Annotated in this window: 14 protein-coding genes, 1 tRNA gene and 1 pseudogene; 3 read left to right on the top strand and 13 right to left on the bottom strand. The window is 70.7% G+C overall.

Translation table 11 applies throughout. The features are described from left to right. Positions 1-8: 8 nt before the first annotated feature. From AKJ13_RS21970 to AKJ13_RS21950, 5 genes are all read right to left on the bottom strand, one after another. Positions 9-1,694 carry a methyl-accepting chemotaxis protein gene (locus AKJ13_RS21970; RefSeq protein WP_050735271.1) on the bottom strand — a complete coding sequence of 562 codons (1,686 nt, stop codon included), beginning with the start codon at positions 1,692-1,694 and terminating at the stop codon, positions 9-11. Positions 1,695-1,790: 96 nt separating this feature from the next. Continuing rightward, the gene (locus tag AKJ13_RS21965) at positions 1,791-2,795 is read right to left on the bottom strand and encodes a magnesium transporter CorA family protein (RefSeq protein ID WP_050735270.1); all 1,005 of its coding nucleotides are present in this window, start codon (positions 2,793-2,795) and stop codon (positions 1,791-1,793) included. Positions 2,796-2,959: 164 nt separating this feature from the next. Next, entirely contained in the window at positions 2,960-3,232 is a 273-nt protein-coding gene (locus AKJ13_RS21960) for a hypothetical protein (RefSeq protein WP_050735269.1), read from the bottom strand. A gap of 66 nt (positions 3,233-3,298) precedes the next feature. Continuing rightward, on the bottom strand, positions 3,299-4,537 hold the full coding sequence (locus AKJ13_RS21955; protein WP_050735268.1) for a class I SAM-dependent RNA methyltransferase: 1,239 nt from the start codon (positions 4,535-4,537) through the stop codon (positions 3,299-3,301). Then, positions 4,534-5,316 (bottom strand): TlyA family RNA methyltransferase, encoded by a 783-nt coding sequence (locus AKJ13_RS21950; protein ID WP_244471677.1) that lies wholly within the window; start codon positions 5,314-5,316, stop codon positions 4,534-4,536. The genes AKJ13_RS21955 and AKJ13_RS21950 overlap by 4 nt, the downstream gene beginning before the upstream one ends. 109 nt (positions 5,317-5,425) lie before the next feature. Here AKJ13_RS21950 and AKJ13_RS21945 point away from each other — a divergent pair, with 109 nt between their 5' ends. Further along, a complete protein-coding gene (locus AKJ13_RS21945) occupies positions 5,426-5,959 on the top strand; it encodes a superoxide dismutase family protein (protein ID WP_007566007.1) in 534 nt (177 codons plus the stop codon). A gap of 6 nt (positions 5,960-5,965) precedes the next feature. On the opposite strand, the gene AKJ13_RS21940 is transcribed toward AKJ13_RS21945, so the two are convergent. The 6 genes from AKJ13_RS21940 to AKJ13_RS21915 all read right to left on the bottom strand — a co-directional run bounded on the left by AKJ13_RS21940 (position 5,966) and on the right by AKJ13_RS21915 (position 11,436). After that, positions 5,966-6,322, bottom strand: a complete 357-nt coding sequence (locus tag AKJ13_RS21940) for an acyl-CoA thioesterase (protein ID WP_244424239.1) — start codon at positions 6,320-6,322, stop codon at positions 5,966-5,968. Positions 6,323-6,446: 124 nt separating this feature from the next. Beyond that, positions 6,447-6,584 carry a hypothetical protein gene (locus tag AKJ13_RS32310; RefSeq protein WP_200905683.1) on the bottom strand — a complete coding sequence of 46 codons (138 nt, stop codon included), beginning with the start codon at positions 6,582-6,584 and terminating at the stop codon, positions 6,447-6,449. Positions 6,585-6,734: 150 nt separating this feature from the next. After that, positions 6,735-7,004 (bottom strand): hypothetical protein, encoded by a 270-nt coding sequence (locus tag AKJ13_RS21930; RefSeq protein WP_007566004.1) that lies wholly within the window; start codon positions 7,002-7,004, stop codon positions 6,735-6,737. A gap of 229 nt (positions 7,005-7,233) precedes the next feature. Further along, positions 7,234-7,419 (bottom strand): DUF1508 domain-containing protein, encoded by a 186-nt coding sequence (locus AKJ13_RS21925; protein ID WP_050735266.1) that lies wholly within the window; start codon positions 7,417-7,419, stop codon positions 7,234-7,236. A gap of 164 nt (positions 7,420-7,583) precedes the next feature. After that, entirely contained in the window at positions 7,584-9,131 is a 1,548-nt protein-coding gene (locus tag AKJ13_RS21920; protein ID WP_050735265.1) for a DEAD/DEAH box helicase, read from the bottom strand. A 328-nt stretch (positions 9,132-9,459) separates the two neighbouring features. Further along, positions 9,460-11,436, bottom strand: coding sequence for an oligopeptide transporter, OPT family (locus tag AKJ13_RS21915; protein WP_144426332.1), 1,977 nt, complete (start codon positions 11,434-11,436; stop codon positions 9,460-9,462). A gap of 262 nt (positions 11,437-11,698) precedes the next feature. Between AKJ13_RS21915 and AKJ13_RS21910 the strand changes: the two are divergent. Continuing rightward, positions 11,699-11,904, top strand: a pseudogene (locus tag AKJ13_RS21910) (DUF6429 family protein). 136 nt (positions 11,905-12,040) lie between these two features. Here AKJ13_RS21910 and AKJ13_RS21905 read toward each other — a convergent pair. Then, positions 12,041-12,125, bottom strand: a tRNA-Leu gene (locus tag AKJ13_RS21905). 122 nt (positions 12,126-12,247) lie between these two features. Further along, positions 12,248-12,553, bottom strand: coding sequence for a FliM/FliN family flagellar motor switch protein (locus AKJ13_RS21900; protein ID WP_007565993.1), 306 nt, complete (start codon positions 12,551-12,553; stop codon positions 12,248-12,250). A 104-nt stretch (positions 12,554-12,657) separates the two neighbouring features. Here AKJ13_RS21900 and lipB point away from each other — a divergent pair, with 104 nt between their 5' ends. Continuing rightward, positions 12,658-13,389, top strand: coding sequence for a lipoyl(octanoyl) transferase LipB (gene lipB, locus AKJ13_RS21895; RefSeq protein WP_050735263.1), 732 nt, complete (start codon positions 12,658-12,660; stop codon positions 13,387-13,389). The last annotated feature ends 7 nt before the right edge of the window (positions 13,390-13,396 follow it).

Raw genomic sequence — 13,396 nt, 5'->3', positions numbered from 1 at the left:
CACCGGGCTCAGGCCGCACGCACCGTCTGCAGGAAGTCGCCGATCTCCCGGCGCAGGGCCGCGGACTGGGCCGAGAGGCTCTCGGCCGAGGCGAGCATTCTGGTGGCGGCCGAGCCGGTCTCCTCGGCGGCCCGGGCGACCGCGTCGATCGTGCCGGTGACCGAACCGGTCCCGGCGGCCGCGTCGGCGATGTTGCGGGCGATCTCCTGGGTCGCCGCCCCCTGCTGCTCCACGGCGGCCGCGATCGAGGTCGCCACCCCGTCGATCTCGCGGATCCGGCCGGTGATGCCGTCGATGGCGCCCACGGTCTGGCCGGTCGCGCCCTGGATCCGGCCGACCTGTCCGGTGATCTCGTCGGTCGCCTTGGCGGTCTGCGCGGCGAGCGCCTTCACCTCGGAGGCCACCACGGCGAAGCCCCGGCCCGCCTCGCCGGCGCGGGCGGCCTCGATCGTCGCGTTCAGCGCCAGCAGGTTCGTCTGCCCGGCGATGTCGGAGATCAGACGGACCACGTCGCCGATTCGGCCTGCGGCCTCGCTCAGCTCCTGAACCAGGCCCGCGGTCCGGCCGGCCTGATCCACCGCGCCCCGGGCGAGGTCGGCGGAGCCGTCGACCTGCCGGCCGATCTCCTGGACCGAGGCGCCGAGTTCCTCGGCCGCCACCGCTACCGTGCCGACATGGGCGGCCGCCTCCTGCGCGGCGCTCGCCACCGCGGCCGAGCGCTCGGCCGTGCGAGTCGCCGTGCTGGTCATCGCCTCGGCATTGGCCCGAAGGTCGAGGGCCGCCTCCGTCACCGCCGCCAGCACGCCGCCGATCGCGGCCTCGAAACCGTCAGCCATCTCTTGGACGGCGCGCCGCCGCTGCGCCTCGGCCCCGGCTCGGGCGAGCGCCGTTTCCTCTTCCAGCGCGCGGGTGTGGATGAGGTTGTCCTTGAACACCTGCACGGCCGCCGCCATGGCGCCGATCTCGTCCCGGCGGCCGGTGCCGGGGATCGCCACGGTCGCGTCGCCCTCGGCCAGGCGGCCCATGGCGCCGGTCATCCGCTGGATCGGACGGGCGATGCCGAACAGGGCGAACAGCATCGCGGCGGCCGCGACCGCCAGCGCCACCGCGGTGGCGACCAGGGCGGTGAGCTTGGCCGAGGTCGCGTTGTCGGCGGTCGCCATGACGTTCGCGTCGGTCTGCGACCGGGCCAGATCGATTGCCTCGGTGAGGCTGGCGACCGCCGCCTCGTTCTGGGCGCCGGTCTCCGGATCCAGGATCAGCTTGAGGGCGCCGTTCGTGTCCCCGGCGATCATCAGCTCGACCACCTGGAGCTGGATGTTCTGGTATGCGTTCCAGGCGCCGGTGAAGCGCTCGTAGGTGTCGCGCTGCCGCGGGGTCGATAGGCGGTCCTGATAGGCCTGGCGCAGCTCGGAGAGCGCCCCGAGGCCGTCGGTCAGCGCCGTCTGGTTCTTGTCGAGGGTCGCGAAATCCGGTGAGCCCGCCACCAGCTTGTAGAGCTTCAGCCGCACGTCGCGCACCGCCATGCCGATCGCTTCGGCCTGGTTCTGGGCAGGCAGCCAGACCTGCGAGACGGTCTTGGCGTCCCGCTCGATCTCGGTCAGCCGCATGACGCTGACGACACCCTGGCCCGCCGCCGCGAGGGCGAGCAGGCCGATGGCCCCGGAGAGGATCGTCTTCAGGGAGAATCGCATCGGAGCTTCCGTCGTCGCGGACAGGCCGCGCTTCCAGGCTCCAGAATCTCTACGAGAGTTCTTAACGTTCTGCTGCGCGTCCATAAATATAGATGACTAGAGCCACCTCTTCCAACGGAAGAAAACGTAGGGCAGGATCGCCGCCACGAACATCATGACTACCGCCATCGGGTAACCATACGGGAGTTCTAGTTCCGGCATGGACTTAAAATTCATGCCGTAGATCGAGGCGATCAGCGTCGGCGGCATGAAGACCACGGCCATGACCGAGAACAGCTTGATGATGTTATTCTGTTCCAAGTTGACCAAGCCGAGTGTCGCGTCGAGCAGAAATTGAATTTTCGTGGAGAGGAACGTCGCGTGCTCCTCCAGCGACTGAAGATCGCGCAGGGTCGATCGCACATCCTCTCGCAGGTCGCGGGGTGCCTTGTTGGTCCGATAGGTCGCCGACAGCGACAACAGGATCCGCTCCATCGAGACCAGGCTCTCGCGCTGCTTCGAGATCAGATCACCGTGGCGCCCGAGTGCCCGCAACGTGTCCTGCAGGGCGGTGTTGCGGGCTGAGGGGTCGGCCTGCACTTCGAAGATCTTGCCCGACAGGCGATCGATACGCTCGCCCTGGAGCTGGAGCACGTCTGCCGCCCGGTCGATCACCGCCTCGATCAGCCCGGCCAGGATGGTCTCGCCGGAGACGGCGGAGGCGCTGCCGTTGCCCGTCGTGCGGCCGGCCCGCTGGGTGTACATCCGGAAGGCCTGCGGCTCCTCGTAGCGCACGGTCACGAGCCGGCTGCCGCGCAGGATGAAAGTGATGCCGGCCAGCCCCGGCTCCTCGGCGTCGCTGACCTTCGAGAGCACGCGCCCGGTCATGTAGCGGGCGCCCTCCTCGACATAGAGCAGCTCCGACGGCTCGATGTCCTTCATCTCCTCGCGCGTCGGCACCTCGATGCCCGCGAAGGCCTCGACCTTGAGTTCCTCTTCACGGCTCGGGCGAATCAGGTCGAGCCAGACGGTGTCTTCGGGGATCGTGTCCTGAAGGTCGACGATTCGGCGCTCAAGCAGCGAGGATCCGGCGCCGGTTGCGGGCTGGTGGATGAAAATCACGAAGCGGTCTCGGGTGCGAAACGGTCACAAGTCGGCGCAAGGTCCGGTCCGCATCCGGCACGGCGGCTCCAAGCGCAAGCTGTGCCGCGGGTGTGGCGTTGTTTTCTGACGCTTCCGTGACATCGCGGCCCGCCTCGGCGGTGGGGCGCCGCGCGGTTCCACGCTCAGTTGCAACCTTCGCAGACGCTGTCCTCGATCTTGTCGGTCAGGGCGCGCTCACGGCGCTGCTCCCGCCGTGACGGGACCTCGCCCGGTCCCAGCGACGTGCCCGGGGGCTTGGTCACGCCGAGGCTGTTGGTGTTCGGCGCCGTGATCGTCGAGGTCGGCCCGCCGCCGGTGCCGGTCTGATCGGGCGCGCGCGGCTGGGCCGCCAGCGTTGCGGGGAGGGCGAGGCTCAGCGCGGCGAGGGCGAGCGAACGGATCGAGGCTGCGGTCATGACACCTCCAGTCATCGGAAGAAGGTCAGGTTCCTCAACACGTTGCAAGCCCCCAGGTTGCAGGCGTCAGCGTCGGCGCGCAGCCTCGCGCCGGAACACGCCGATCATCTCGACATGGTCCGAGTGCCGGAACTGGTCGACCGGCGTCACCGATTCGAGCCGGTAGCCGCCGGCCATGAGCGTCGCCGCATCCCGGGCGAAGGTGCCGGTATCGCAGGCGACGCCGATTACCACCGGGACGCGCGCGGCGGCGAGCTGGCGGGCCTGGGCTTCCGCGCCGGCCCGGGGCGGATCGAACACCACTGCATCGAACCCGTCGAGCTCCGTGGGGAGCAGCGGCCGACGGAACAGGTCCCGGCGCTCGGTGGTGATCTGGCGCCGGCCGGTGGCGGCCCGGGCCGACCGGTCGAGGCCGGCCAGGGCTGCCGCATCCGCCTCGACCGCGTGGACGGCGGCGTGGCGCGCCATTGCCAGGGCGAGGGGGCCGCAGCCGGAGAACAGGTCGGCGACCCGCCGCGGACGGCGTCCCAGGGCCGCGACGGTCAGGTCCGTCAGCGTCGCCTGCCCGGCGGCGGTCGCCTGCAGGAAGCCGCCGGGGGCCGGATAGAGGCGGCTGTCGCCGGCGGTCACCGAGACCGGCTCGGCCTCCATCAGGCGCTCGCCGTGGAGCGACAGCCGGGCGAGGCCGAGTTCGCCCGCGATCCGCACCAGCGCGGAGGCGACGCCGCCGCTCACCGGCCCATGGCCCCGCAGGTCGATGTCGAGGCCCTGGTCGGTGGCGGTCACGGCCACGTCGAGGGGCTTGCGGCCATGGCCGAGCGGAGCCGCGAGGCGCCGCGCTACGGCGGGCGCCGGATGCAGCGCCGGCACGGTGATCGGGCAATGGTCGATCGGCACCAGCGCATGGCTGCGCGCCGCCATCAGCCCGGCCTCGCCCTGTCCGTCGAGCTCCCGGACATGCAGGGTGATGCGGCGGCGCCCGGCCCCGTGCGCGTCGACGGTGGGCCCCGGCTCGACCTCGAGACGGGCCTGCGAGAGGGCCTGGGCGACGAGGCCGCGCTTCCAGGACAGTTCCGCGGCCGTCGCGAGATGCTGCGTCCGGCAGCCGCCGCAGCGCATGTAGTAGGGGCAGAACGGCTCGACCCGGTCGGGGGAGGGCTGCTCGATGCCGAGCAGCTCCGCCCGCTTGCCCTCCCGGCGGATCGTCGCCCGCTCCCCGGGCAGCGTGTAGGGGACGAGGATCCCGTCCTCCGCGATGCCGTCGCCGCGGGCGCCGAGCTCCCGGATCGTGACCGTTTCGCTCATGGTAGGTTTGCGCCGATCAAAAATTCGGAATTGCCGTCGCCACCCGGCACGGGCGAGTCGATCAGGCCGAGGATCGTGGCGCCGAGGCCTTCCAGCACGCCGCGGATGGTCGCACAGACCTCCGCGTGGACGGCCGGGTCGCGCACGAGGCCGCCGCGCCCGACGCGCGCGCGCCCGGCCTCGAATTGCGGCTTGATCAGCGCGACGATCCCGGCGCCGGGTGCGAGCAGCGGCGGCAGGGCCGGAAGCACCAGACGCAGGCCGATGAAGCTCACGTCGACGCTCGCCATCGCGGGCCGCGGCACGAGCCGCGCTGGGTCGAGGGCGCGGATATCGGTGCCCTCCAGGCTGGTGACGCGGGGATCCCCCGCCAGCCGCGGATGCAGTTGACCCCGGCCGACATCGACCGCGTGGACATGGGCCGCGCCCCGGGCGAGCAGGACATCCGTGAAGCCGCCGGTCGAGGCGCCGACATCGAGGCAGGCGAGGCCGGCCGGATCCAACCCGAACGCGTCGAGCGCCGCCGCGAGCTTGAGCCCGCCCCGGGAGGCGTAAGGGTGCTCGGGTGCAGCCTCGATCCGCGCACCCGGCGGGATCGATTCCGAAGCCCGCGTCAGGAGCCGGCCGTCGACCCGCACCAGCCCGGCCCGGATCGCGGCCTGCGCCCGCGCCCGGCTCTCGAAATGGCCGTGCTCGACCAGGAACAGGTCGGCCCGCTTCGGCGCAGGCGCGCGGTGCGCGGACGCTCCGCCGTCAGGTATGGGCCGGTCTCCGGTCATCAAGGCTTTACGGGCTCGGGGCAGGGATACGGCAAAGGTTTCGGGGCCGGCCCTGTCGAAGGGGCGGCCTGTATCCTACCTAGACCGGGCTGGAGAGGAGAGCCACCGTATGACACGCATCCTGCCGCTGCTCGCGCTGCTGGGACCTTTCGCGGCGAGCGGCGCGCTGGCCCAGGAGCCGGCAGCCGCCAAGCCCACCGAGACGTTCCAGGCGCCGGTGAAGAACGCCAAGGGCGACACGATCGGCACGATCGCGATCCGCGACGGCGCCAACAGCCTGGTGCTGCGCGTCGCGATCCAGCCCGGCGGGTTGCCGCCCGGCTGGCACGGCATGCATTTCCATGCGGTGGGCGATTGCTCGGATCCGAAATTCCTGAACTCCAAGGCCCATGTGAATCACGACCAGAGCAAGCACGGCCTGCTCAACCCGGACGGGCCGGACGAGGGCGACCTGCCGAACCTCTACGCGAATCAGGACGGCTCGGCGAATGCCGAGGTGACCAGCGAGACGCCGCTCACCGGCGAGGGCGGCCTCAAGGACGGCGACGGCTCGGCGCTGATCGTCCACGCCAACGAGGACGACCACACCAGCCAGCCGATCGGCGGCGCCGGCGACCGGGTCGCCTGCGCGGTGATTAAGTAGGGCCGGTCAGGCCGGGTTGGGCGAGGGCACCAGGGGCGGGATCGGGCGCGGGCGCCCGGCCTCGTCGATCGCCACGAAGGTGAGGGTGGCCTGCGTCACCCGTTCGCGGACCTGGGTGCAGAACCGCCGCGCCCAAGCCTCGACCTCGATCTTCATCGAGGTCCGGCCGACATGCGAGACCCGGGTGTAGACGCACAGAACGTCCCCGACCCGGACCGGCCGGATGAAGGTCATCGCGTCGAGGGCCACGGTGACGACCCGGCCCTGGGCCCGGTCGACCCCCGCGATGCCGCCGGCCTGGTCCATCTGCGTCAGCACCCAGCCGCCGAAGATGTCGCCGTTGGCGTTGGTGTCGGCCGGCATCGCGATGGTCCGAACCGTCAGATCCCCCCGCGGCAGGTCCGCCTCGGGCGCCAGCGCCCGCTCACTCTCGCCATTCGCGCGTCCGACGTGCTGCATGCCGTCCATCCGCCTGTCTCGCGCGCCGTCAGGGAAGGAGGCCGGCGAGCTTCAGTCCCGCCGCCAGAAAGACGGTGACCGCACCCAGGATGCATTCGAGCGGGATCGATTGCCAGAGGTCCGGCGTCGCGGCCGTGGCCTCGGCGCGCCGCGCGATATCGTTCATCGGAAACTCCTCCCGGGCGGACCGGTCCGCCGCCGGCGCCACTTTTTCCTGCATTATACGGCATGGAGCCCGGCCGCGCATCCCGAATCAGGGCATGAAAAAGCCCGGCGCCTCGTGTGAGCCGCCGGGCCGGTCAGGATCGGGAAGAGCTTAGTAGAAGAACCGACGGCGGTAATACGGACGGCGGTAGAACGGCCGCGGGCCGTAGTAGAACCGGCGGCGGTAGTAGGGGCGGCGGTAGAACGGCCGCGGGCCATAGAACCGACGGCGGTAGTAGTACTGGGCCTTCTGGGCCACGGCCGGCGCGGCATCGGCCGGCAGGGCGATGCCCGGGCCGACCGGCGCGGCCGACGCGCCCTGGGGCGCAGCAGCCGCGAAGCCCAGCACCAGCAGGGCCGCGAGCAGGAATTTCCTCAGCACGGTCTCGACTCCCTTCGCGTGATCACGTCTTGGACGACGGACCGCGAGGTACGAGAAACCTCCCGGCGGTCCGAAACGCTGCAACGCACGGGTGATGGCAAGCGTTGCAGCGTAACCGCTACGGATAGGCGAAAGGGTTTATTTTCGGCAGCGGCCGCCGGCCGGCCTGGCGGCCCGCCGGACTTCGTCGCGCTGCATCAAGAGCTTAGATCCTCAACCGCGCGGGTGCTCAGGCGATCTGGGTGGTCATATCGACGAGGCGCGCCTCCGCGCTCTGGCGGACGAGGGCGATGCCGTGCTCGCAATCCTCGCGGCGGAGGTAGCCCTCCCCGGAATCCGCGATCACTGCGCCGTTTTGCGCCCGCAGGCGCCAGCGCCACTCGCCCTTGGCATCCCGATAGAGTTCGAACCGCATGGGGCAGGCTCCTGTCTGACCGTCCGGTGAGATGGGATGCCGCGTCCAAAAAAGAAGCCGCCCCGGAAGTCTCCTCCCGGGGCGGCTTTTTTAGGTTTTGAGAAAAACCCTGGTTTCAAAAGGTCCGGGACCTTTTGCGGGTGCAGGGCAGAGCCCTGCTGTCCTCAGGACCGGGGCGACCGCTCCAGCCAGCCGATGTTGCGGCCCTCGCCGGCGCCGCCGGCGCTGCGCGGGCGGGCATCGGCCCGCTGGGGGCGGCTGTCGCGGGCCGGGCGCGCCTGCTGCTGGGCCGGACGCTCGCCCTGCGGACGTGCGGGCCGGTCCGACCGGGCCTCACGTCCCTGGGGGGCGGGGCCGCGACCGTCACCGCGACCGTCCTGCGGACGGCCCTGGCGCGGGGCACCCTGGCCCTGGCCGCCGCCGAAGCCGCGGCCGCCTTCCGGGCGTTCCTGCTGGGGCCGGCCCTGCTGCGGGCGGGACCGCTGGCCGGGACGGCCGCCGGCCGGACGCTGCTGCTGGCGCTCGGGCCGGCGCTCCTCCTCGCGGGCGATGTCGGCCGCTTCCTGACGCGACGGGGGCGTGAAGCCCTCGGGGAAGCCCGCCACCGGCACGCTCTGGCGGGTCAGCCGCTCGATGTCGCGCAGGTAGGCCCGCTCCTCGTCGTTGCAGAACGAGATCGCCAGACCGGTCGCCCCGGCGCGCGCGGTGCGGCCGATGCGGTGGACGTAGCTCTCCGGCACGTTCGGCAGGTCGAAATTGACCACGTGGCTGACGCCGTCGACATCGATGCCGCGGGCCGCGATGTCGGTGGCCACCAGCACCCGGCAATCGCCGTCGCGGAAGGCCTGGAGCGCCCGCTCGCGCTGCGGCTGGCTCTTGTTGCCGTGGATCGCGGCGCCGGCGATCCCGACCTTGTCGAGGCCGCGTACGACCCGGTCCGCCCCGTGCTTGGTGCGGGTGAAGACCAGGACGCGGTCGATGGCCGGATCCCGCAGGATATGGGCGAGCAGCGCCTGCTTCGCGCCGGTATGGGCGAAGATGACCTTCTGCTCGACGCGCTCGGCCGTGGTCGCCACCGGGGTCACGGCGACCTGCACGGGATCCTTGAGGTACTGGCTGGCCAGGCCAGCGATGTTCTTCGGCATGGTCGCCGAGAAGAACAGGCTCTGGCGCTGGGCCGGCAGCATCTTCACGATACGCTTGAGGGCGTGGATGAAGCCGAGGTCGAGCATCTGGTCGGCCTCGTCGAGGACGAGGATCTCGACGCCTTCGAGGGTCAGCGAGCGGCGCTCGATCAGGTCGATGAGCCGGCCCGGGGTGGCGACCAGGATGTCGACGCCGGGGGCCAGGGCCCGCTCCTGGCGGCTGATCGTGACGCCGCCGAACACCACCGTGGTGGTGTAGGACAGGTGCCGACCGTAATCCGCGAAGGACTCGGCGATCTGGTTGGCGAGCTCGCGGGTGGGCGAGAGCACCAGCACCCGGCAGCCGCGGCGCGGGGGCCGGCGGTCGGAGAGCGAGAGGCGATGCAGGATCGGCAGCGCGAAGGCCGCGGTCTTGCCGGTGCCAGTCTGGGCAATGCCGCAGAGATCGCGGCCTTCCATGGCCGGCGGGATCGCCTGGGCCTGGATCGGGGTCGGCGTGACGTAACCAGCCTCGCCGAGCGCCCGGAGCACGGGTTGGGCAAGGCCGAAATCGGTGAATTGGGTCAAAGAGATATCCGATGCAGCAGGGCCGGCCGGGCGCTTCGCGTCGTTTGCGAGCAGCGCGGAATTCAGGTCGGTCCGTTGGCAGGGGGCAGCCCGCGTGATGGGGCGGCCCGGGTGCATGCACGTTATGAAGAGGGGGGCCGGATCACGCCGGAAGGCGCCCGATCCGTCACGCAGCCCCCTCAAGCGGGCCCTGACGGCCGCTGACGCTGCATCGCCGATATGCGGGTGTGCGGCTGCGAAGTCAATGCATGGCTGCGCCTCGGATGACATGGCACCGATCGCCTGGGCGCGTATCTCGGCGAAGCCTCACGTATCGATTCGCGCGCGATCAGCGACCCAAGTGCTCCTGGCGTCGGCCCTCTACGGCCAACCGCCGCGTCTGTCGGTAGAGCCCCGCCGTCAGGCCGGCGAACAGCACCAGACCGCCGATCAGCGCCGGGCCGCCGAAGCCGTCGCCGACCAGTGCCAGGGCGGCATCGTCGCCCGAGACGTAGACGATCAGCGCGAAGGCGACGCCCCAGAGGCTCTCGCCGACGATCAGCCCCGTGGCCGTGAGGGTGCCCAGCCGGAAAGCCCGCTCCGGGTCGGCCTGGCGGCGCGCCCAGCGCTCGTAGACTGTGCCGATCAATGCGCCGGCCACCAGGGGCGCGATCAGCTTCATGGGCAGGTAGATCCCGAAGGCGGCAGCCAGCGGCGGGAGGCGCAGGCGCTTCAGCCGGCCGAGGGTCTCGTCCAGGGCGACCAGCCCCACGCCCGCAGCCGCGCCCCAGCCCAGCATGCGCCAGTTGCCCTCGCCCGAAAGCACGCCCTTGGCGAGGGTCGAGATCAGGCCGGCCTGCGGGGCGGCCAGGGCGTTCGGGCCGGCCCCGGGTGTCCCGACGAAGCCGAAGCTCGTCGCCAGCACGTTCAGCACCGGCGGGATGATCGCCGAGCCGAACACCACGCCGACGATCAGGGCCGTCTGCTGCTTCCACGGGGTCGCCCCGACGAGCTGGCCGGTCTTGAGGTCCTGCAGGTTGTCGTTCGCGATGGTGCAGATGCTGAACACGATGCCCGTGACGGTCAGCACGTAGGCGACGAGCGCCCCGTTGCTCTGCGCATCCGCGTCGCGGCCGAGCAGCCCCAGCAGCATCGCCGAACTCGCCAGGGCGGCCAGGATGCCGATGCCCGACACGGGCGAGTTGGAGGCACCGATCAGCCCGGCCATGTAGCCGGTCACTGCGGCCACGACGAGCCCGATCACCCCGACGAACAGCAGGCCGCCCGACACCAGCAGCACGCCGTGATGCTCCAGGCTCGTGCCGGCGAGGACGTCCCACAGAAGCCAGCCGATTGGCAGGAGCAGGCTCACCGAGACCAGTAGGACCACCGTCACCGGCAGGTCGCGCTCCTCCAGTACGAGCGTCGCGCCGGCCTGACGCGCCCGCCCGGCCGCGAGGGCCGAGCGGATGCCGCCCAGCACCGGGCGGGCGATCCGGATCAGCGTCCAGATTGCCGCGACGCCCATCACGCCGGCGCCGAAGAACCGCACCTCCTGCCGGAACACGGTGCCGACCCAGGCCTCGACCGAAACGTCCGGCATCGGCTGCTGCGCGGTCAGGATCGGGGCCAGCACCACCCAGGCGATCACCAGCCCGAGCGCCATGGCGGCTCCCACCGACAGGCCGACCAGATGGCCGACGCCGAGCAGCGCGAAGGACAGGTTGCCGGCGATGCCGGTCGCGCCGGCGCCGACGCGGAACCAGGTCGCGGCGCTGTCGAGCACCAGCCGGGTCTGGGCCAGGATCGCGAAGCCGGCCGAGGCCAAGCTGTTCCAGACGAGGATGCGCAGGCCCAGCGCGCTGTCGGCCTGTCCCGCTGCGCCCTGCGTGCCGAGCGCCAGCACCTCGGCGGCGGCGCGCCCCTCCGGATAGGGTAGGTCCGAATCGACCACGAGGGCATGGCGCAGGGGCACGGAGAACATCACCCCCAGGATCCCGCCCGTCGCGGTGATCCCCGCGGTGGTGAGCCAGGGGAAGCCGTGCCACCAGCCGATCATCACCAGACCGGGCAGCACGAAGATGATCGCCGAGAGCGTGCCCGCCGCCGACGCGACGGTCTGCACGATGTTGTTCTCCAGCACCGTGGCGCCGGGCAGATGCCGCAGCACCGCCATGGAGATCACCGCGGCCGGGATCGATGTCGCGAAGGTGAGGCCGACCTTGAGTCCGAGATAGACGTTGGCGGCGGTGAAAAGCAGCGTCAGCGCGCCGCCGAGCAGGAGGCCGCGCCAAGTCAGTTCGGCGGGCGTGGTGCCGCGGGACATGCGAATCGAGCTCCGGGACCTCATCCGCCGAGTTTATCGATAGGCGGCTGAGGGATACAACCGGCGCCCCCGCGTATCATCCCGCTGTAAGTCGGCTTGCGGCCGATGTTTCTATCGAAACGACATCCGCCTCCTGGATGAAAAGCTCACATCAACGATCATGTTGTTCGGATGTGGATATCTAAAGTCGTGAAACTTGCACGGCTCGCCACCTGCGCTTCAAGCTGGAGCCGATGCAGGCGCGCTATGCTCATATCCGGTGATGCAGATCGACGAAGAGCGCATTGACGAGGCGGTGCTCGCCCTTCTGTGGCTGACGCTCCACGGCGAGCACCGAGCCTGGGCCGCCTTCACGCGAAGGGGCTGATCGGCGATCCGGTCGGCCGGGCCAAGTCCGTGGTGCTGACCGAGGAGGGCTTGCGCCGATCGGAGGCTTCGTTCGAAGCGCTGTTCACCCGCAAGGACTGACCGCCTCGGCCTTCGGGGGGGGACTGCCCTGCCGGGCTCCATATCTTGCGATCGAGAAAAGATTGCTTCCCGAACCGACGATCGCGGCCTCACGCCCAACGATCCATTTCTGAGGAAGAGCACCACATCGAACGTGTGGTGCGGCCAAGAGGACTCGAACCTCCACCCCTCGCGGGACTAGCACCTCAAGCTAGCGCGTCTACCAATTCCGCCATGGCCGCATCGGACGCGAAGATCCGCCCGTTCGCCCGCACGCTGCGACCTCCGGGGAACCCCTCGGGTCGTCGTCATGTCGGGCGGCGCAGCGGATAACAGATCGATCCGCCGCCGACAAGCGCCCCGCTCAAACGGAAGCGTAGTCGTCGTCTAGGAATGGCGTCGCGCTGTCGCCGATGGTGGTGCCGGGCTCGACGATCGCCGCCGCCTTGCGGATCAGTTCCGTCACCTCGACGGAGATGCGGTCGCCGGTCACGACGATCTGCCCGCGGGCGATCGGGTGATCGTTGGCCAGGATCTCGACCATGTCGCTGTCGCTGGCCTCCAGCTCGATCACGGCGCCGCGGCCCATGCGCAGCAGCATGTGCAGCGGCATCCGCGCCCGGCCGAGCACCACCGTCAGATCGACCTTCAGAGTCTCGAAGACCGCCACCGCTTGCCCATCCCGTCTCGCAGCCGACCCGGAGCACGCAAAATCTTGCCACCGCCGGCCGCGGATGTTGAAGGCTTCGACCATCGACGCAGGATGGTGAACCCTTGGTAAACGCGCCCCGCCTCACGGTCTCACCCCACGCCTTTCCGAAGCGGCCCGGCTCGGATCCGGCCGCCGGTCCGGTGGGCTGGCGCGTGAGCGACGCGCCCGTGGGCTACGCGGAGGCGGTGGCCTGGATGGAGGCGCGCGTGGAGCGGATCGCGCGCGGCGCGGCACCCGAATGCGTCTGGCTGCTCGAGCACCCACCGCTCTACACGGCCGGCACCTCGGCGAAGCCCGAGGACCTCGTGGCACCCGATCGCTTCCCGGTCTACGCCACCGGCCGGGGCGGCCAGTACACCTATCACGGCCCAGGCCAGCGGGTCGCCTACGTGATGCTGGACCTCGACCGCCGGAGCCGGGACCTGCGCGCCTATGTGGCGAGCCTGGAAGGTTGGCTGATTGAGACGCTGGCGGCCTTCAACGTCCGGGCCGAGCGCCGGGAGGACCGGGTCGGCGTCTGGGTGCGCCGCCCCGAGAAGGGGCCAGGGGTGGAGGACAAGATCGCCGCCATCGGCATCCGGGTGCGCCGCTGGGTCAGCTTCCACGGGATCAGCCTGAACGTCGAGCCCGACCTGTCGCATTTCGCCGGCATCGTGCCCTGCGGTGTGCGCGAGCACGGGGTGACGAGCCTGGTCGATCTCGGCCTGCCGGTGAGCCTGGCGGAGGTCGACATGCAGCTGCGCGCCGCCTTCGAGGCCATTTTTGGGGCGACTGTGATCGAGGCGGCGGATTAGCTGCCGG

It is taken from the genome of Methylobacterium sp. ARG-1, assembly GCF_001262595.1.
In the GTDB taxonomy this organism is placed as follows: Bacteria; Pseudomonadota; Alphaproteobacteria; order Rhizobiales; family Beijerinckiaceae; genus Methylobacterium; species Methylobacterium brachiatum.
Note: the sequence above shows the minus strand (reverse complement) of the source record. Positions and strands in the feature narration are given on the sequence as shown.